General features: G+C 72.7%; 13 protein-coding genes. 11 read left to right on the top strand and 2 right to left on the bottom strand.

Features of this window, described 5'->3' with window-relative positions; genetic code table 11:
• Positions 1–45 precede the first annotated feature (45 nt).
• Complete coding sequence (locus ACFVU7_RS01785; RefSeq protein ID WP_388043752.1) at positions 46–888, bottom strand: DUF1932 domain-containing protein; 843 nt, start codon at positions 886–888, stop codon at positions 46–48.
• Positions 885–2249 (bottom strand): hypothetical protein, encoded by a 1365-nt coding sequence (locus ACFVU7_RS01780; RefSeq protein ID WP_387926607.1) that lies wholly within the window; start codon positions 2247–2249, stop codon positions 885–887. The genes ACFVU7_RS01785 and ACFVU7_RS01780 overlap by 4 nt, the downstream gene beginning before the upstream one ends.
• Positions 2250–2634: 385 nt before the next feature.
• On the opposite strand from ACFVU7_RS01780, the gene ACFVU7_RS01775 reads away from it, so the two are divergent.
• The 11 genes from ACFVU7_RS01775 (at position 2635) to ACFVU7_RS01725 (ending at position 19469) form a co-directional block, all read left to right on the top strand.
• A complete protein-coding gene (locus tag ACFVU7_RS01775; RefSeq protein WP_045700703.1) occupies positions 2635–3024 on the top strand; it encodes a roadblock/LC7 domain-containing protein in 390 nt (129 codons plus the stop codon).
• Entirely contained in the window at positions 3021–4502 is a 1482-nt protein-coding gene (locus ACFVU7_RS01770) for a hypothetical protein (RefSeq protein ID WP_388043751.1), read from the top strand. The genes ACFVU7_RS01775 and ACFVU7_RS01770 overlap by 4 nt, the downstream gene beginning before the upstream one ends.
• A 48-nt stretch (positions 4503–4550) precedes the next feature.
• Positions 4551–5072, top strand: a complete 522-nt coding sequence (locus tag ACFVU7_RS01765; protein ID WP_388043750.1) for a LuxR C-terminal-related transcriptional regulator — start codon at positions 4551–4553, stop codon at positions 5070–5072.
• A 111-nt stretch (positions 5073–5183) separates the two neighbouring features.
• Positions 5184–7073 (top strand): glycoside hydrolase family 15 protein, encoded by a 1890-nt coding sequence (locus ACFVU7_RS01760; RefSeq protein WP_388043748.1) that lies wholly within the window; start codon positions 5184–5186, stop codon positions 7071–7073.
• A gap of 11 nt (positions 7074–7084) precedes the next feature.
• On the top strand, positions 7085–9172 hold the full coding sequence (locus ACFVU7_RS01755; protein WP_388043747.1) for an NB-ARC domain-containing protein: 2088 nt from the start codon (positions 7085–7087) through the stop codon (positions 9170–9172).
• Between the two features lie 233 nt (positions 9173–9405).
• Positions 9406–9573 carry an FxLD family lanthipeptide gene (locus ACFVU7_RS01750; RefSeq protein WP_078860513.1) on the top strand — a complete coding sequence of 56 codons (168 nt, stop codon included), beginning with the start codon at positions 9406–9408 and terminating at the stop codon, positions 9571–9573.
• Positions 9574–9708: 135 nt separating this feature from the next.
• The gene (locus tag ACFVU7_RS01745; protein ID WP_388043745.1) at positions 9709–12756 is read left to right on the top strand and encodes a lantibiotic dehydratase; all 3048 of its coding nucleotides are present in this window, start codon (positions 9709–9711) and stop codon (positions 12754–12756) included.
• Positions 12753–14009 carry a lanthionine synthetase C family protein gene (locus ACFVU7_RS01740; protein ID WP_388043743.1) on the top strand — a complete coding sequence of 419 codons (1257 nt, stop codon included), beginning with the start codon at positions 12753–12755 and terminating at the stop codon, positions 14007–14009. Before ACFVU7_RS01745 ends, ACFVU7_RS01740 begins: the two co-directional genes overlap by 4 nt.
• Positions 14010–14031: 22 nt before the next feature.
• Positions 14032–16113, top strand: a complete 2082-nt coding sequence (gene fxlM, locus ACFVU7_RS01735; protein ID WP_388043741.1) for a methyltransferase, FxLD system — start codon at positions 14032–14034, stop codon at positions 16111–16113.
• Between the two features lie 4 nt (positions 16114–16117).
• A complete protein-coding gene (locus tag ACFVU7_RS01730) occupies positions 16118–17263 on the top strand; it encodes a hypothetical protein (protein ID WP_388043739.1) in 1146 nt (381 codons plus the stop codon).
• A gap of 397 nt (positions 17264–17660) precedes the next feature.
• Positions 17661–19469 carry a ParB/RepB/Spo0J family partition protein gene (locus ACFVU7_RS01725; protein WP_388043737.1) on the top strand — a complete coding sequence of 603 codons (1809 nt, stop codon included), beginning with the start codon at positions 17661–17663 and terminating at the stop codon, positions 19467–19469.
• Positions 19470–19493: the final 24 nt, after the last annotated feature.

Below are 19493 nucleotides of genomic sequence, written 5' to 3'. Positions count from 1 at the left end.
GCCCGACGTTGCTCGTTCGTAGCGAGCTCGTTTGTGGATCGAACGTCAGTCGGTCGATCTGAGAGCGTCGAGCACGTCTTCAACCGTGAGATCGCTACGGTCTTTCAGGCTGTCCCACCTCATCAGGGTGCTGGCAGCTGCGTGCGCGAGGTCGGCGGGCAGGCCGGCGTCCGTCAGAGTCCGGGCCACATCCTGCATCTCTGGCACCCATCGCCAGGCTCGGGGGGCGACGGTGCGGAGGTAGTCCCGATCGGCCAGGAATGGGCCGGCCATCGTGTTGCCTTCGTCGATCAACTCAGCTGTCACTCCGTGGAGATCGGCGAGTGCGTGTGCGACGCCTACCAGGCTCCTGACGGCCTTCTGGTAGCTGGCGAACGCCAGCTTGAGTGCTGAGGCCGCACCGGCGTCCCGGTCGAGGCAGCGGACAGTGACCAACGTGTTGTCGAAGATCTCGGCCACCTGCCTCGCCGCTGCCGGGTCGCCGGCAAGGTACAGACGTGCAGTAGTCGAACCGGCTGGGGGCGGGCCGATAATGGAGCCGTCGAGGAAGGTCGCACCTGCTCGGGAGACGGTACGGGCGATGTTCGTGGCCCGGGCGGGGCTGATCGCGTTCGCGTCCACGAAGATGCCCGCGAAGGTCGGGACGGCCGCCACGTCAGCCGCGACGTCCTCGGCGGCGGCCGGTGGGCAGATCGAGATCACGATCTCGCTCTGCCCGAGCGCGGTGCGCAGGTCATCGACGGGGAGCAGGCCCGCGTCATCGGCACGGCGCCGACTGCTCTCGCTGCGGCCCTTCGGGAGCCACAGCACCCTGTGCCCGGCGGTGACGGCCTGGGCGGCAACAGCGGCACCCATCTGTCCCGGGTGCAGAACCGTGATGGTGCTCAACCGCGTCCCCCAGCTGGTAGTTCGTTGCGGGCCCTTCGATGCTGCATGATCCCATCCTGGAGGGACAACCCGATCGCCGAGGTACCGGCCGGACTCGCAGCCAGTCGGCGCGCGAACTGACCGAGTCGTCGGCTGACGCTCTCTGTGGGTCGCCTGCTCGCGACGGCGATCACCGCGTCGATCTGGTGGGCTGCTCCCTCTATCTCGTCACCCGCCAGCTCTGCGAGGGCCAGGTCCATGCGGGCAAGAGACAGCTCGCCCAGCCGCTGATTCTCCGGCGGGGCGGACTCGTAGAGTGCGACGGCCTCTTCGGCCAGGGCCGCTGCCTCCCTGTTGTTCGCGTCGCCGCCGAGCCACAGGCGAGTGGTGGCGGCGTAGAACCGTTGCTTGGCCAATGGGAAGGCGAGCATCCCGCCAGGGATGTCGTCATCGGCCGCTTGCTCCCGATACTCGTCGGCCCGGCGCAGGGCTGCCACTGCGTCGTGCTCCTGACCGAGGCGGGCGTGCGCCCTTGCGGCGATGCTGGCGAGACGGATGTGGGCGGTTCCGTTTTCCGGGACGTACTGTTCGCCTGATTTCACCAGGCGGATCGCGTCGTGCGGGCGCTCCTCCCAGTAGCAGATCAGCGCTTGGGTGCCCCTGATCCACGATCGCAGTCCGTTGTGGCCGGCCTGTTCGGCGCAGACGAACGCGGTCCGGGCCTGGGTTTCCGCTTCGCGGTAGGCGCCGAGGTCGAAGCTCGCGTTGGCGAGGATTCCGCAGAGCACCGAGGCCGCCAGGTAGAGGTCGCTGGTGTACGCCGGAGGCTGTCGGCCTTCCAGAAGCTCGAAGCATCGGTCCCGAAGGGAGAGGACTTCCTCGAAGAGGGGGACGACCGGCCGGTTGGGGTAGGTGGAGACGATCCTGCGGATGTCGGCCGACAGCTGTTCGAGGCTGTGCGGGCCGACGTTGCTCTGTTCCGCATAGGCGGCGAAGGAAGCCGATTCGCTGGCGGCTGTCATCAGCAGGTCCCGGGTGTGAGCGTCCGAGCTGGCGCCCGGCTCTATGCATTGTGCGGCAGGGAGACGCGAACTGCGCTCCCCCGCGGCGCGGGCAGGCCCGAACAGGTCCCGGGCACTGCGCTGGAACAGGTGCTCCAAGACCCGCGCTGTCAGCGGCCTGGGCCCGCTGCCGTGCTGTCCGCGCGTCCATCTGGAGAACTGACGCTCTCCAATGGTGACCTTCGCCAGCGCGGGGTTGTGTTCGAGGCGCGCTACCTCGGCAGCAGCGGTTTGCAGCTGCTTGAGGAAGACGAGGTACTCACCCAGCCCGCGCTGCTGCACCAGGACCTGGAACAGGGAGATCTCTTGGTCTGACGCCATGACAACTCCGTTACGGCGATCGATGGAACGGCCTCAGGTCAACGATCTCCGATCCCAGCCCGAGGCGGGAGGGGCAGCGGCGAAATGTCGGCACTCATGTCGGCTCATGTCCACCTGTGTCGGCTCGTGTCAGCGTTTGATTACTAGCCGAAGTCGGTCGGACACGAGCAGGATTCCCCCTGTCGCGCCAGACGAGCGCCGTCCGCCTGGGTGATCCAAGCGGTGGACGAGCACCCGAGTCGGAGCGGCAGGCCGGCCGCCGTAGCAGCGGCTACGGCCCGGGGCAGGTCGGCGCGCTGGCCATAGGGGCATCACGCGCAACTCAGAGACGACAGCCCCGACTTCTCGGCCATCTCCCCGCACGACCTGGCGAAGGAGCAACACCGTGAGTTCACCCCACCCGCAGTTCCTGAAGGAGCTGGTCACCGACACCACCGGTGCCGTTGCCGCCATCCACGTCAGCTCCGAGGGCCTCGTCGTGGGCACCTCTCCCGGGCTCGACCGCGACGATGCGGACAAGTGGGCCGCCGTGATGGCGGCGCTGAGTGCCGTGAGCACCAACGGGGTTGACATCGTCGGCAGCGTCACCTCCATCAGGTACCCCTGGGGGCACAGCATCATCGAGGACCGGCTCGGCCGGAACCTCACGCTGGTCGGCGCGCCCGACAAGTCGATGCTCGCCGTGGTCGGCACCGAGGCCACGGACCTGGGCGAACTCTTGGACCGGATGATCCGCCTTGCGGAGCAGGGCCTCCTCGCTCTGGTGGCGGCGTGAAAGCGGCACCGGCCGGGCGCGCCGCCCGGGGCTTCCGATGTCCCCGCCCGCTTCCCGACGTCCTGATCGCCCCGCACGTCGTCGACCCGCACAGCCCCGGCATGGCCGGGCTCGCGTCCTACCTGGCCCGGCGCGGTGCACGCGTGACCGTCGCGCCACAGCACGACGGCCGCGAAGACGAGCTGCTCCAGCGCCTCGCCCGCGCCGGCGCCGTGCTGCAGCCCGTGGTGCCGGGCGTGACGACGGCGCTGCTCTGGGGCGGACACGGCGCAGCGGTGCACGAGATCCTCGATCGTGCAACCGGCCAGGGCCTGCCGAGCATGGGCTACTCGCGCGCGCTGGAGCTGCTGGGCGGCACCGCGCCCACCGTCGTGGCCGTCGTGGGCAGCCACTCCACCACCATGGCCGCCGCCGCCCTGACCTGCGCCCTGACCGCCCGCGACCCGGGCTGGATCCTGACCGCCGCCCCGCACGGCGACGCACCCGGCTACGACGGCAGCGGCGACGTCCTGGTGGTGGACCTCTGCCCCGACACCGCTCTCCACGAGGCCGCCCCGCCGGGCTGGCGCCACCGCACCCTAGGCTCGGGCCTGCACCCGGCGGTCACGCTGGTCACCGCCGTGGACACAGCACCGCCGATGTTCGCGACCCGCGAGGACGCGTTGGACGACATCGAGGCCCTGGCCCGCAGCAGCGAGAGCGTGGTGGTGTGGGCCGGGCAGCCCGGCTGCGACGAACTGCTGGAGCGCCTGCGCCGAGCCCCAGGCCCGCGGGTCGTGACGGTGGGCCGGGGCCAGGGCATGGACGTGCAGATCCTCCGTCTCCTCTGGAGCGGGGAGGACCACCACCTCACCATCCAGGCCGGCGGCGAACGGGTCTCGCTCACCGTGCCCATCGCGGGCACCACGTCCGCCCTCGGCGTCGCGGCGGCGTTCGCGGCCGGATGGGCCCTCGGGGTGTCCGGCTCCGACCTCGTCGACGGGCTCGGGGCGTTCACCGGGGCCGAGAGGTCGCTGACCCGGCTGGGCACGGTCGGCCGCGTCACCGTGATGGAGTCCCGCGCACAGCACCCGGAGGAGATCGCCGCCGACCTCCAGGGGGCGCGGATGCTTACCGAGGGTGCGGTGATCGCGGTGTACGAGCCGGTCGGTCACCTGCGCACCGCCGCGCTCGCTGACCGGATCACCGCGGCCCTGGCCGCCGCCGACCACACGGTGCTGCTGCCCGTCCTGTCCACCCCGGCCCGCCCCCAGCTCCACCTTGACGGCATCGCCGCGCTCGCCAGCGCCAGCGACGGTGTCGGCGGTCAGGACGGCGGCGCGCTAGTGATCCCCGAGCCCGGACCCTGCGAGATGGGCGCCGAGGAGGTGGCAGCCTCCCTCGCCCGCGCCGACGACGTGATCCTCACCATCGGCAGCGAGGGCGCCCGCCGCAGCGGCCCGAGGCTGCTGGCCGCCCTTGACCGGGCCGCCCAGTAGCAGCACACCCCACCCTGCCCTCACCTGATCGTGCCAAGGAGCTTCGTCATGCCCGTTTCCCTTCCTGACCGGCCGGACCTGTCCGAGGCCGACGTCCTGCTGCTGCGCCAGGTCGCCGGTGGTCACCTGATCGACCCGATCAGCCGCGCCACGGGCCTCGCCGCCAAGGCGGTCAACCCCGCCGTCGAGGCGCTGACGGCCCGGCTCGGCACGCCGTACCGCCACCGCGCCGCCGCTCTCGGCGCGGCCTGGGGATGGGTGCGCCCTGAGGACGTGCCCGTGTCCCACCCGACCGGCGAAGCGCTGCTTCCTCGCCACAAGCAGGTGCTCGCCGGCCTGGTCGCCGGTGAGGACCCGAGGGCGACCGCGAAGCGCCTCGGCCTGGCCGAGAGCAGCGTCCGCACCTACCTCCAGACCATCATGCGCATCCTGGGCGTCCGCACCCGGCAGCAGGCGACGGCCCTCGCCGTCCTCACCGGCATCGTGCCGCTGAGCGCCCTGGGCAACGGCTGGCCGGACACCCGGCTCTCCGCGGCCACCAGCCCGCCCGCGCAGCAGCAGGCGAGTTGATGCCCGACACCCGGCCGTAGCCGCGCAGCCGCTCCACCCGCCCCGAGGCCGCCGGGAACGCCCGTCCCACGAGGCGCCCTGCCATCCTCTCCACCCAGCGTCAGGACCACCATGTCCCTGCCCATGTCCGCCCCGCCGATCGAGGACCATGCCCTGATCGGCAACGGCCGCACTGCCGCTCTCGTCACCCGCGACGCGATGCTCACCTGGTTGTGCTGGCCCCGGTTCGACTCCGCCGCCGTGTTCAGCGCGCTGCTCGGCGACGACGAGCACGGCTTCTGGCGCGTCGCTCCCGCCCGCGACAGCGATGGTGCGCCGACGCTCAGGACCCGGCGGCGCTACGCGGGCAACTCTGCGGTGCTGGAGCAGGAGTGGAGCACCCCGCTGGGTTCGGCCCGCGTCACGCTCTTCATGCCGGCGCCCGACGCGACGGGTTACGCCCCGGCCCGGATCGTGTGGGTGGTGGAGGGCCTGACCGGCAAGGTGGACTTTGCCTCCGAGTTCCACCCGCGCCCCGGCTACGGAAGCCTCCGTCCGGTCTTCCACCGTGTGGAGCACAGCGGACAGGCCCGGCTCGTGGCCACTAGCGGGCACGACTCCTTCTGCCTCGACGGGCCGCTCCACAGCGTCGGCCAGCAGGGCCCCTGCCGGGCCGACTTCACGGTGGCAGCCGGCCAGAAGACGGTGCTCGCCCTGTCGTGGCAGCCCGCCGACCTGCCGCTGCCCGCGCCCACCGACAGCCTGGCCGAACTCGCGGACGCCCTGCGCTTCTGGGAGTCCTGGGCGTCCACGTGCACCTACCAGGGGCCGCACCGGGCCGTGGTCCTGCGGGCCCTGGTGACCCTCAAGTTGATGTGCTCCGCGGACGGGGGGATGGTCGCGGCCCCCACCACGTCGCTGCCCGAGGCGCTCGGCGGCGAGCGCAACTGGGACTACCGCTTCGCCTGGCTGCGCGACTGGTCGCTGGCGGTCAAGACCATGGTGCGGTGCGGGTTCCTGGACGAGGCCAGGACCTTCCGCGAGTGGCTGCTGGCCCACGTCGACCCCGTCGACCCGGGCGTGCTCTACGGCATCGGTGGTGAGACCGGCGTGGAGGAGTACGTCCTGGACCACCTGCCCGGCTACGAGGGCTCGCGTCCGGTCCGGGTGGGCAACGGCGCCGCCGGCCAGCTCCAACTCGACGTTCCCGGCGAGGTGGCCGACGCCCTGCTGGCCGCTGAGGACGCCGGGCTCGCCCCCGACCCGGACGCCGACCGGTGGCTACTCCTCCAGGCCGACGTGCTGGAGCAGCGGTGGCGCGACCCGGACGAGGGAATCTGGGAGGTGCGCGGGCCGCGCCGGCACTTCACCCACTCCAAGATCCTCGCCTGGGTCTTCTTCGACCGGCTCGTGACGCTGCTGGAGCGCCGGACTCCTGTCGATTCGGAGCGGCTGGAGCACCTGCGCGCGGTGCGCGAGGAGATCCACGCCGACGTGTGCGCGCGGGGCCTGGACCCGCAGCGCGGGGCGTTCACCCAGTACTACGGCGGCGAGGACTTGGACGCCTCCCTCCTGCTGATCCCCGCGCTCGGGTTCCTGCCCGGCGACGACAAGCGAGTGATCGCCACGGTGGAGGCCGTCCAGCGCGAACAAGCCACCCCCGATGGCCTAGTCCACCGCTACCTCACCCACGCGGCGAGCGGTGCGAACGTCGACGGCCTGGCCGGGCGCGAGGGCGCCTTCCTGCCCTGCGCGTTCTGGCTCGCCGACGCGCTCCACGCGATCGGCTACCGGGACGCAGCATCCGAGCTGCTCGACCGCCTTCTGGTGCTGCGCAACGACGTCGGGTTGCTTGCCGAGGAGTACGACCCGGTGAGCGATCGCCAGTTGGGGAACTACCCGCAGGCGTTCAGCATGCTCGCGCTCGTCGACTCCTGCCTCGCCCAGCAGCACCAGACGGTTGCTCTGCCCACCCAGCCCAGGCCCGCACCGGCCGTGCTCACCGCTGTGGAGGCACAGTGACTCACGGCTCGGTGAGCAACACCATCGGCGGCTCCGCCGAGCTCCACACCGCCGTGCAGGCGCGTGACATCCACACCATCCACTTCCACCCCGAGCGCCGGGCCTGGCCGACGCCCCGGCAACTGCTCGCGGTGCCCGCGGTCTTCACCGACCGCTCGGACGCGCTCGCCTTCCTCGACGCGGCGCTGGCCGACCCGCCGCCGACCACCGCGCCGGTCGCGGTGATCAGCGGCCCGGACGGAATCGGGAAGCGGACCGTCGCCGCCCGCTGGGGCCACCGGGCCGCCGAACGGTTCCCGGACGGCCAGCTGGTCGCCCGGCTGCGCGCCGGCCGTCCGGCCTCGGTCGGCGAGGTGACCCGAGCCCTGCTTCGGGCGCTCGGTCTCGGCAACGGCGAGGTGCTGCCGTGGCACACCGAGGAGCTGCTGGCGTTGTGGCGGTCGGTGACCGCCACCCGGCGGCTGCTGGTGGTGCTGGAGGACACCGAAGCGGCCGAGCAGGTTCTCCCGCTCGTGCCCGCCAGCCCTCAGTGCGCGGTCGTCGTGACCTGCTCGGCGCCCCTTCCCGCCCTCGCCGCCCACGGCGCACGCCACCACCGTCTGGAGGCGCTCTCACCCGAGCACTCCCTCCTGCTGCTCGGCCGGATCGTCGGCGAGCAGCGCGTTCACGCCGAGCCGCAGGCCGCCGCCGCGATGGTCCTGGCCTGCGGCGGCAACCCGCTCGCGGTCGGCCTCGCCGCCGGGGAGGCCGTGCTCGACCCGGCCCGGCCGCTCAGCGCTCACCCGGTGCTCGCCGCACCCACAACCACGGAGGCCGTCACGATGACGACCGCGCTCGTCTACGACTCGCTGCCCGAACCCGAGTCCCGGCTGCTGCGGCTCCTGGCGCTGCTGCCCGCACCCGACTTCGACGTGCTCACGGCCGCCGCGGCGACCGCGACCCCGGTCGTCCAAACCGGGATGCTGCTCCAAGACCTCACCGCCCGCCACCTGTTGGAGCACACCGGCCGATGTACCGGCCGCGGCGAGGTGTACCGGTTCCGGCCCGCCCTGCACGACAGCTTCCGGACCTCCGCAGTCGGCGCCGACTCGAACAAGATCCGGGTCCTGGTCGTCCAGCGCTACCTGGACGTCCTGACCGCCACCGCGCACGCCACCGTCCAGCAGCTCACCCCGCACCACCGCGTGCTGCCCCGCCAGCACCGCCACCTGCCCAGCGAACCGATCCGCTTCGACGGCGAGCACAGTGCGCTGGCCTGGCTGGAGGCCATCGCACCCGCCATCCAGCCCGCCCTCGACGCCGCCCGCGAACTCGGCGAGCACCAGGCGCTCACAGTCCTGGTCCACGACCTGTGGCCGCTCTTCCACCGCCTGCGACGCCTCGACCTCAGCGTGGCCGCCCACAAGCAGGGCCTGTGGTCCGCCAAGCTCTGGGGCGACCGCATGGCGATCCGCGAGATGACCACCACCCTGGCCCTCGCCCTGAAAGGGACCGGCAGCCTCGCCGACGCCCGACAGCGCTACCAGGAGGCCCTCGACCTGGCCGCCGCCGACGAGGACCTCGGCGGGATCGCCCAGTGCACGATGGGCATCGGCTCGTGCCTGTGGGCCGGCGAGCACTACGCCGACGCGAAGCCCCACCTCAGCGAGGCCGCCCGCCTCTACGACGACCTCGAAGACCTCCGCGGTGCCGCGCTGGCGGACATCCTGCTCGGCTCGGCCGCCGCCCGCCAGGGCCAGCCCGACGACGGCGTGGCCCCGCTCTCGGAAGCCCACGCGAGTCTGGCCCTGCTCAAGCCGCCCGACCCGCTCAACGCCGCCCGGGCCCTGGCCTTCCTCGGCGAAGCCCACTCCCTCGCCGGACGCCATGACCTCGCCGTCACCGCCCTCACCCAGGCCCGGCAGATGTTCGAGGACATCGGCCACGCCCACTGGTGTGCCCACGCCACGGAGTTCCTCGGCCAGGACGCCGAACGCGCGGGGGCGAAGGAGGCAGCGCTCGCCTGGTACAGCGCCAGCCTCGACCAGTACACCGCGCTGGCCAGCCTGAGGGACATGGATCGCCTCGACGCCCGGATCACCCAGACGAACCTCCCGTGACCGCCCCCGGCCGAACCAGCACGAGCCACGCCGGCGACGACCGCTCCCCGGTCCGTCCCGCGCCCGGTCACCGCGACCGGCCGTAACGCCCCGCGCGCACGGCTGACCGCCCGCCGCCCGTGGACAGCCGGCCACGGGCGGCGAGGTCGCCTCACCATCTCCTGGTGATGCGAGGCGCACGTCCGCGCCCCGACGCCAGGTCCCGCAAGGGAAGTTCGAACAGGAGGTATCACATGGCCCGTCAGATCAAGGCCGAGACCCCGGCCGCCCCGGTGGCGGCCACCGACGAGTTCGACCTCGACGTGACCATCGTCGAGCGGACCGACGCCGCCAGCCTGGAGGTCCTCACGGACGACGGCTGCGGCGCGACGTGCGGTGCCTGCACCACCGGCTTCCACTGATCCACCCGGTGCCGCCGGAAGGACAGCCGTCCTTCCGGCGGCACCACCGCCCCGCCAGCGTCCCGACAACTCCCGAGGTCCCCGATGCGCCGCTCCGCCCGTTCGGCCCCTTACCGCGCTGCAGACGTGGCACTGGTGCGCGCTGTCGCCCGTCCCGCTCTGCCGGTCCCCGCCTGGCCGGACCTCACCACCACCAGCCCCGAGCCGGACGCCCAACAGGCCGAGTGGCTGCGCGAGGTGTGGGCCGACGAGGACACCGCCGAGGCGCTCGCTCTGGCAAGCCCTGCCCTGGCCCGCCAGGTCCGACAGCTGCTCTCCGGTGAGCAGCAGCCGCGGGAGGTGCGGCGCGCCGCCCTGTCCACCGCCCGCTACCTGGTGCGGGCGACCGGGCGGCCGACTCCGTTCGGGCACTTCGCCGGTGTCCAGGCGGCGACCTTCGCTCCCGTCGCCGACCTGCGCTGGGGCGACGGTCACCAGGTTGTCGCGCGGGCCTCGTCCGCCTGGCTCGCCCATGTGATCGGCCAGTTGGAGCGCATATCTGCGCTGCTCTGCCGGCTGGAGGTGGCGGCGAACGACACCGGCCACGTTCGCGGTGACCGGCTGGTGATCCCGCACCGGCCGCTGGAGCGGCCCGGGGGCGGTACGGGCGCGGCGGAGGTGAGCCTGCGCCACACCCGCCCGGTCGCCTTCGCGCTCGATGCCGCCCGCCGCCCGGTCCCGTTCGGGGTGGTGACCGGCAAGCTCCGTGCGGAGTTTCCCGCAGCGGCCACGGCGAGGATCGAGGGCGTGCTGGCCGAGCTGGTCGCCCACGGCGCGCTGATCACCAGCCTCCGGGCCCCGGCCACCGAGCCTGACCCGCTCGCTCACCTGCTGGCCGCGCTGGAGAAGGCCGGCGCCGACCAAGCCCCGGAAGCCGCCGCCCTGCTCACCGACCTGCGCGCCGCCGACCGTGCGATCGCCGCCCACACCCGGTTGCCGAGCCGTACCGCCCGCACGGAGATCACCCGGGCGATGACCGCCACCGCCCAGCCCGGCGCGCAGGACCGGACGGGGCTCGCCGTGGACGTGCGTCTGGACGCGGACCTCGTCCTGCCCCAGGCCGTGGCCGACGAAGCGGCGAAGGCCGCCGGGCTGCTCACCCGCCTCAGCGCCCTCCCCTTCGGGACGGCGGCATGGCGTTCCTACCACCAGCGGTTCTACGAGCGGTTCGGCCGGGGCGCGCTGGTACCGCTGCTGGACGTGGTCGCGGACAGCGGGATCGGCTGGCCGGACGGCTACCCGGGCGCCCGGCCCGCCGAGCCGCCGCGTTTCGGCGAGCGCGATGAAATCCTGGCCTCCCTCGCCCAGCGGGCGGCGCTCGACGGGCACCGCGAGGTCGTCCTCGGCGAGCAACTGCTGGACGCGCTCGACCTCGGCCCCGCCGAGGGGCCGCGCCTGCCCCCGCACCTGGAAGTCGTCTTCGGCCTCCACGCCGCCAGCCGACAGGCCCTTGACCGGGGCGAGTTCTGGCTGGAGGTCGTCTCCGTCGCCCGCGCCGCCGGTGTCTCGACCGGACGCTTCCTCCACCTCCTCGACTCGCAGCACCGGGCGGCCTTCACCAGCGTGTTGACGAACCTGCCGGCCATGGACGACCAGTCGGTCACCGCGCAGCTGTCCTGCCCGCCGCTGGACCCGGCGACCGGGCACGTGGCCCGCAGCGCGGCGACCGGGCAGCTGGTCGTCAGCCTCGCCGAGCACCGCTCGGGCGCCGAGGGTGTCGTGCGGCTGGAGGACCTGGCGGTCGGCTGCGACGGGCGCCGGATGTACCTGGCCGCGCCCGCGCTCGGGGTGCGGATCGAGGCGAACGCCACCAACGCCCTGAACCTGCGCACCCACACGGCGCCGATGGCTCGGCTGATCTGCGAACTCTCCCGTGCCCAGGGCGCGCAGGTCACCGCCTTCTCCTGGGGCGCGCTCTCCAGCTTGCCGTTCCGGCCCCGGCTGCGGCACGGCCGCGTCATCCTGTCCCCGGCCGCATGGCGGCTGTCCGCCGCCGAACTGCCGGACCCGCGCGCGCCGTGGCAGCAGTGGGAGGCGGCTCTGCTCGACCTGCTGGAGCGGCGCCGGGCACCACGGCGGGTGCTGCTGGCCGCCGACAGCCAGGGCCTGCCCCTCGACCTCGACCACCCTGGCCACCGCGTCCTGCTGCGCTCCCACCTCACCTCCGCGCCGCACGCCGTCCTCGTGGAGACACCGGCCCCGACCGACCTGGGCTGGTCGGGAGGCCGGGCCCACGAGATCGCCGTCCCGGTCACCGCCACCCAGGCGCCGCCCTGGCCGGTGCTGCCCAAGCCCACCACCGCGCGGCTCCTGCCGCCCGGGCACGGCGACGCCCCCGGCACCTCCCGCCTCCTGCTCGCCTCGCTGTACGGCGACCTCGACCGCCAGGACGTCATCCTCACCCAGTACCTGCCCGACCTCCTGGACCAACTCGGTGACCCCGACTGGTGGTTCGTGCGCTTCCGCGACCCCGGCCAGCACCTGCGGCTGCGCATCACCCTGCCCCACCCCGACGCGTTCGGGCACGCCGCCACGGTGATCAGCACCTGGACCGCCGGACTCCACCGGGCCGGGCTGCTGTCCGCAGTCGTCTACCCCACCTCCTACACGGAGCACGGCCGCTGGGGCGAGGGCCCCGCCTGGGCCGCCGCCGAGCACGCCTTCCGCGCCGACTCCGCCGCCGCCCTCGCCCACCTGTCCCAGCCCGCCCGGCCCGGGAGGCTGGCGCTGCTGACCTCCCACGCCGTCGCCATCGCCTCAGGTTTCACCGGCTCGCCCGGCGCCGGGCTGCGCTGGCTCATCCGCAACGTCCCCGCCATGCCCCCCGCCACCATCGCCCGGCCCGTCTTCCGCGAGGCCGTCCGCCTCGCCGACCCCGCGGACGGCTTCGCGGCGCTGCGCGAACAGCCCGGCGGCGCCGCGATCGTGGACGCCTGGGCCGAGCGCCACCAGGCCCTCGACGCCTACCGCCGCTTCTTCCCCGGACCGCACACCCAGGGCGTCTCCCCGGACGACGTCCTCGGCTCGCTGCTGCACTGCTCCTACGGCCGCACCCACCGCATCGACTTCGACGACGAGGCCCAAGTCCTGTACCTGGCCCGCGCCGCCGCGTTCGCCCGCCTCTCCCGGGACGGTGACCTGTGAACCCGCACCCCGCCCTCCACCTGTCCGACCGGATCGCCGACCTCCTCGCCGACCCCAACCGCGTCCCCGTGAGCTGGGCTTCGCGTCCGCAGTGGCGCCAGTCCCTGGCCACCGGTGCCCCCGGCGTCGCCCTGCTCCATATCGAGCGCGCCGCCGCCGGGCGGGGCCCGTGGGAGCGTGCGCGGGCCTGGCTGGAGGTGGCGGCCGACAATCAGGTCACCAGCGGCCCCGACAGTCACCTCTACTACGGCGCCCCCGCCCTGGCGCACGTTCTCGGCTGCGCCGCCCAGGCCCGGCCCGGCTCCTTCCGGCGCGCGCTCGACCACCTAGGCCAGGCCGTCGCCGCCGACGCGCAGCGCCGCTGTGAGGCGGCGCTCGCCCGGATCGACGCCGCGGAACTCCCGGCCCTGGCCGAGTTCGACACGATCCGCGGGCTGGCCGGCATCGGCTCCGTCCTGCTGCACCGCGCCCCGCGCGGCGAGGCGATCCGCACCGTGCTCACCTACCTGGTCCGCCTCACCGACGACGTCAAGCACCACGGCCGGGTCCTGCCCGGCTGGTGGACCCCCAGCGGCCCCTCCGGCGAACCGGACGACCGGTTCCCGGACGGGCACGCCAACAACGGGCTCGCGCACGGGATCGCAGGTCCCCTCGCCCTCCTCGCCCTGGCCCTGCGCCACGGCGTCGAAGTCGACGGCCAACGGGCCGCGATCGCAACGATCCTGGCCTGGCTGGAGCGCTGGCGCGAGCGCCACGCCTGGCCGTACTGGATCACCCCTGCCCACCTGACCCGCGCGGTCCGCGGACCGCTGGCCCCGCAGCGGCCGAGCTGGTGCTACGGCACCGCGGGAATCGCCCGCGCTCAGCAGCTCGCCGCCCTCGCCCTCGGCGACCAGCGCCTACGGCACGACGCCGAAGACGCCCTCGCCACTGCCCTGCTGGACCCGCCGTCGCTGGCGGCGACCACCGACCTGTCCGCCTGCCACGGCTACGCCGGGCTCGCCCACATCGCGCACCGAGCCGCCGCCGACGCCCTTCCGCGCACCGCGGCCCGGCTGCGGTCCGCCGCCGCCCTGCTCCTGGACACCGCCCACCCGCCGCGCACCGACCCCGACGCCCAGGCCCGGCGGCTCCTCGCCCAGACCGGACCCTCCTTCCTGGACGGCGCCGCCGGCACCGCCCTCGCGCTGCTCGCCCCCGCCACCCACGCCGCACCGGCGACCCGCTGGGACGCCTGCCTCCTGACCGCCTGACCGCCTGACCGAGGACCGACCGATGACGACCAGCTGGATTCAGCACGACCTCACCTTCGCCGACCCCGCCAACGTCGAACCCATCGCCGCCCACCACCTCACCCCCGCCCTCGACTTCGCCGAGAAGTCCGGAGCGCTGGAGGGCTGGTGGTACATGCGCAAGCACGGGCTGCGGCTGCGCTACCTCGCCGACGCCCCCGCCCCCGTCGTCACCTCGCTCCTGGACACCCTCACCGAGGAGGGACTCCTCACCGGCTGGGCGAGCGTCGTCTACGAGCCCGAGACCATGGCGTTCGGCGGTGCCGAGGCCATGGAGACCGCCCACCGGCTCTTCCACACCGACAGCCGGCACGTGATGGCCCGCGCCGCCCGGCCCGACCCGCCCGCCCTCGGCCGCACCGAGACCGCCGTCGTCCTCGTCTCCGCCATGCTCCGTGCCGCCGGCCTCGACTGGTACGAGCAGGGCGACGTCTGGAGCAGGGTCGCCGACCTACGCCCCGACCCGCCCGCCCTTGCGCCCGAGCGGGTGGCCACCCTGACCGCCGCGATGCGCAGGCTGATGACCCTCGACACCCGCCAGCTCACCCGCCCCGGCGAACCACTCGCCGGGCACACCGCCTGGGTCGACGCCTTCGAGCGGACCGGACAGGACCTCGTCCGCCTGCACCGCGACGGCCGACTCACCCGCGGACTGCGCGCCGTCCTCGCCCACCACACGCTCTTCCACGCCAACCGCGCCGGCGTCACCGTCGAGCACCAATCCGCCACCGCAGCAAGGGCGGTGGCCGCAGTCTTCCACTCCGGCGAGGACCCCGCGCCCTCGCAGCCAACCATCCGCACAACCACTAGGGTCGCCCACGTGACTACTCTCAGCGACAGCACCACCCCGGCCGCCGAGCAGCTGCGCGACGCTCTCACCGAGCGCCTGCTCACCGGCAAGCACATCACCAGCGCCCCGGTCGAGAACGCCTTCCGCGCCGTCGCCCGCGAGCACTTCCTGCCCGGCTTCCCGCTCGACGTCGCCTACGCCGACAACCCGACCTACACCAAGACCGACGGCTCCGGCACCCAGATCAGCGCCGCCTCCCAGCCCACCATCGTCGCCATGATGCTGGAACAGCTCGACGCCCAGCCCGGCGAGAAGATCTTCGAGGCCGGAGCCGGGACCGGCGTCAACGCCGCCTACATGGGCCACATCGTCGGACCGGACGGACACGTGGTCGCCGTCGACGTGGACGACGACCTCGTCGACGGCGCCCGCAAGCACCTCGCCGACGCCGGGGCCGCCAACGTCACCGTCGTCCTCGGCGACGGCGCCCTCGGCCACCCCGAAGGCGCACCGTTCGACCGGATCATCGCCACCGTGAGCGCCAGCGAGATGCCCACCGCCTGGCCCCAGCAGGTCAAGCCGACCGGCCGGATCGTCCTGCCGCTGCGGCTGCGCGGAACCGCCAGCAGGGTCATCGCCTTCGAACGCGGCGAGGACGGCTGGGCCTCCGTCAACGACCAGCTCGCCGTCTTCATGCCGCTGCGCGGCAGCATGGACGACGAACGCCGCACCGTCACCCTCACCGGCCAGGGCGACGTCACCCTCCAGGTCCACAAGGACCAGGCCGACGCGGTCGACGCCTCCAAGCTGCTCGGGGTCCTCGACACCCGGCGCCACGAGCGCTGGAGCGGCGTGACCATCCCGGCCGGCACCACCTACGAGTACCACGACCTCTGGCTGGCCCTCACCCTCCCCAAGTCGATCATGCGGATGAGCGTGGCCAAGACCGCCCAGGAGCGCGGCGTCACCCCCATGCTCCCCTGGGGCGCCATGGCCACCGTCCACGACAGCTCCCTCGCCTACCTCACCCTGCGCGCCGGCGAACCCGGCAACGACGGCCGCAAGGTGTATGAGACCGGCGTCGTCGGCCACGGCCCCTACGGCGCTGCCCTCGCCGACCTCGTCTGCGAGGAACTCCGCACCTGGAACGAGCACTTCCGCGACCGCACCCTCCGCTTCGAACTCCCCGACGCCGCCGGAGCTCCCGCCGACCCGGCCGCCGGGCGCTTCGTCCTGGACCGCCCCCACCACCCGATCACCGTCATCTGGGAGTAGCCCCGTGCACCCGACCGGACCCACAGCCCAGCGCTTCCCGCTGGTCGCCCGCGTCCGGCCCGCGTGCCTGCCCCTCGAAGCTCGTGTCGGCCGGCTCCAGCAGCTGGCCGACACGGCCTCCCGGCAGACCGACCCGGGCCTGGCCTCCACCGTCTTCAACCAGGCAGCCCTCCTGGCCTCCGACGTCGGCCTCCCCGACTACGCCCGTGAGCTGTGCCACCGCCACGCTGCCCTCTACCTCACCCGCGGCCCGCTCCCCGCGACGAGCGCCATCCGCGGCCTCGAACCCATCGTCAACGTCGCCCGCCTTCACATCCGCGCCGGACACCACCAGCACGGCCACCAGTTCCTCCTCGATCTCTACCGCGCCGTGACTGCCGGAACCGAGGCCGTACTGGACGGCATCGGGGTGCCCGCCCAGCTGACCGAGACCGACGAACAGCGCGCCGAGGTCCGGGCGTGGCTGTGGCGTGTGGTCCTCGCGGACGGCACCCGAGCCCTTACGTCCGCTGGCCGCTGGGACGAGGCCCTGCGACACATCGAGGGGCACCGCGGCATCGGTCGGCGCATCTTCGACGGCCGCCAGGTCGCGGTTCTCGCCCGAGCCACCGCCAACGACCTTCCCGGCGCCCGCGCCCTGCTGGAGGACACCGAGCCGGGTGAAGCATGGGAGAACGCGGTCACGGCGACGCTCACCGCCTTGTGCCGCCCTGGAAACCGGCGTGCCGCAGAGATGGCGATCAACCGCTATCTCGCGCTCCAGCAGGCAGACGGCCTCACGGTGTTCACCACCCGCCTCGCCCTGACCGCACTCGACGCCGCCGACCCGGACTCGTCTGCCGCCCGAAGCCTGATCGCGAAGGTGTCCGGCCAGGCGAATGAAACCGGCGACGGCTACGTGCTGCGCGACCTGCTTGGGCACTCGGTTGTCCGCGAGCGCCTCGTTCCCGACGTTGCAGGCGAGTACGAACGGATGCTCGCCTCTTGTGCACTCGACTCCGCTGCCCTGTCCGAACCCTTCCGCAGCCGCATGGAGGGCGCCCTGTCGGGTGCCGAGGAAGTGCTCGAAGAGGCCCCACACGACCCGCGGGAGCCGGGGGCTGACCCGTTGCATGTGAGTAGCGGACCAGGTGCGCGAGGGGCCCGGTGAGGCGCTAGTTGCGCTGGGTGGTTTTCCGGTTGTACTCGACGTTGCAGAGGGCCCCGTCCCCCTTCCGCGGCCCAGTATCCGGAGCCGGCCGCCCGCCTCAAGGGCGCTTCGCGTGGCTTCGCCACCGGCCTTCGGCCGGCCCTTGACCCGGACGGCCTCTTTGCCCCGGACCCCAGGCAGCTATCAGGGGGACGGGGGAGGTGTGTACGGGCTGGTCAGCTGTGCCGCCGTACCTTCCGCGCGACCCGCAAACGATCATGAATCCGCCTCGGCCGAAGCGGCCCGAAGCCATCAAGTCTGGTTGACCAAAAACCCTCATTGGGGTATTATTGTTCTTGTTGGGAGGGGATGGCACCCCCGCCCAACGGGCAGAGACCAGGCACCTGTTGGAGGATTTGTGACCACCGTAATCGCCCCCGCTGAGCTGCTGGACGACGAGAGCTGTGCGCCGGAGCCGATCGAGCTGACGGACGCAATCGGGGTCGACCCCGACGACGAGGCCGCCGACCCAGGGGAGGCCCCGGCGAAGATCCTCCTCGAAGGAATCGACCCCGCTGAGCTGATCTTCACGCGCAACGTCCGCAAGGCCGAGTTGACGCCCGACTTCGTCGGCTCGATCAAGGAACACGGCCTGCTCCAGCCGATCATCGCGACCCCCTACGAGGGCGGGGTCGCGATCATCCTGGGCAACCGTCGCGCGAAGGGCTCGATCGAGGCCAACCGGACCGTCGACGTCATCGTGCGCAACGACCTGAGCGCCGAGGAAGCGCGGATCATCGCGCAGCTCGTCGAGAACATGCACCGCGAGGACATGCGCGAAAGCGAGATCGCCGACGCCTACGCACAACTGTCCATCGAACTCGGCCTCGACGCCGACCAGATCGCCGCGCGAGTCGCTCAGGACCCGAAGAAGGTCAGGGCCTCGATCGCTCTGTCAGCGATGCCGAAGACCGCCCGGAGTGCCGTGGACGAGGGAGCGCTCACGCTGGACGACGCCGAGCTGATCGCCGAGTTCGAGGGCGACCCGAAGGCGTACAAGCGGCTGCTCGACACGATCGAACGGGGTGGCAAGCTCAGCTGGGCCATCAAGAACGAGCGTGCCAAGGCCGTGAAGGCCGTGCAGCGCCGGGAGACCACGCAGGCGCTCAAGGCTGCTGGCGTCCGGATGGTCGGCGAGCCGTACGGATTCGGCTGGGGCGGGTCGAAGGAGGTCGGCCTAGAGGATCTTGCCGACGCTGACGGGGTGGTGCTGACGCCGGAGAACCACAAGAGCTGCGGCGGACACGCGGCCTTCTTCAACGAGAACGTACAGGGCGACATCAAAGCCAGGTGGCTGTGCCGTGACCCGCACCAGTACGGGCACACGGTGCTGCTGCGGAGCTACTCGTTCCGCAGCCAGGCCGAGGAGGAGGCGAAGGCGGCGGCGGAGCAGGCCAACCGTGAGCGAAAGGAGGCGCTCGCCATCGCTCAGGAAGTGCGGCACGAGTACATCCAGCAGCTTTGCCGGTCCAAGAAGGTGCCGAAGGGGATGACCCGGAAGGTGCTCGCGATGCTGTACTCGCTGGGGGCTGACCAGCATGACCCCGAGGTGTTGGCCTTCCTCCAAGCGCCGGGTGACGACGACCGCACCGCCCGGTTCGGACGCTTCATCGGACGTACGGCCGAGGCACGACTGCCCCTGGTGATGCTCGCCATCGTGGCGGTGCGCGCGGAACGCGAGGTTCGAAATGCTGTTTCCGGGTGGGGGAAGGCGGCGGTGGCCGTGGCGTGGTTCGAATTCCTCATGGCCTACGGCTACGAGCTGAACGAGCCCGAGATCGACCTGTTGGCCGTACTCCGGGCGAGGATCGCCGAGGCCGCCGCCAAGGCTGCCGCCGAGGCTGCCGCCGAGGCTGCCGCCGAGGAGGACGAGGACGAGGAGCTGGAAGGCGAGGAGGGCGGGGACGGGCCGGAGCTGGCGGCCGTCGCCGAGGAGGACGAGGACGAGGAGCTGGAAGGCGAGGAGGGCGGGGACGGGCCGGAGCTGGCGGCCGTCGCCGAGGAGGACGAGGACGAGGAGCTGGAAGACCCGCTGGACCGCTACCTCGCAGTTGTGACGGAGAACGAGTCCGAAGATGCGGACAGCGACGGCACGGATGACCAGGTCGAAGAGGCCGACGACTGGGAAGCCCGCTACCCGGAGATCAACGAACCGATCGCTGCCTGACCACGGGGGGTGACGCCCTCCCCG

This window comes from Kitasatospora sp. NPDC058046, assembly GCF_042885595.1.
GTDB lineage: Bacteria > Actinomycetota > Actinomycetes > Streptomycetales > Streptomycetaceae > Kitasatospora.
Note: the sequence above shows the minus strand (reverse complement) of the source record. Positions and strands in the feature narration are given on the sequence as shown.

Excerpts from the sequence above, each read along its gene's own strand:
- ACFVU7_RS01780 (WP_387926607.1), bottom strand. The coding sequence starts at position 2,249 with ATGGCGTCAGACCAAGAGATCTCCCTGTTCCAGGTCCTGGTGCAGCAG.
- ACFVU7_RS01765 (WP_388043750.1), top strand. The coding sequence starts at position 4,551 with ATGCCCGTTTCCCTTCCTGACCGGCCGGACCTGTCCGAGGCCGACGTC.
- ACFVU7_RS01760 (WP_388043748.1), top strand. The coding sequence starts at position 5,184 with ATGTCCCTGCCCATGTCCGCCCCGCCGATCGAGGACCATGCCCTGATC.
- ACFVU7_RS01750 (WP_078860513.1), top strand. The coding sequence starts at position 9,406 with ATGGCCCGTCAGATCAAGGCCGAGACCCCGGCCGCCCCGGTGGCGGCC.
- fxlM (WP_388043741.1), top strand. The coding sequence starts at position 14,032 with ATGACGACCAGCTGGATTCAGCACGACCTCACCTTCGCCGACCCCGCC.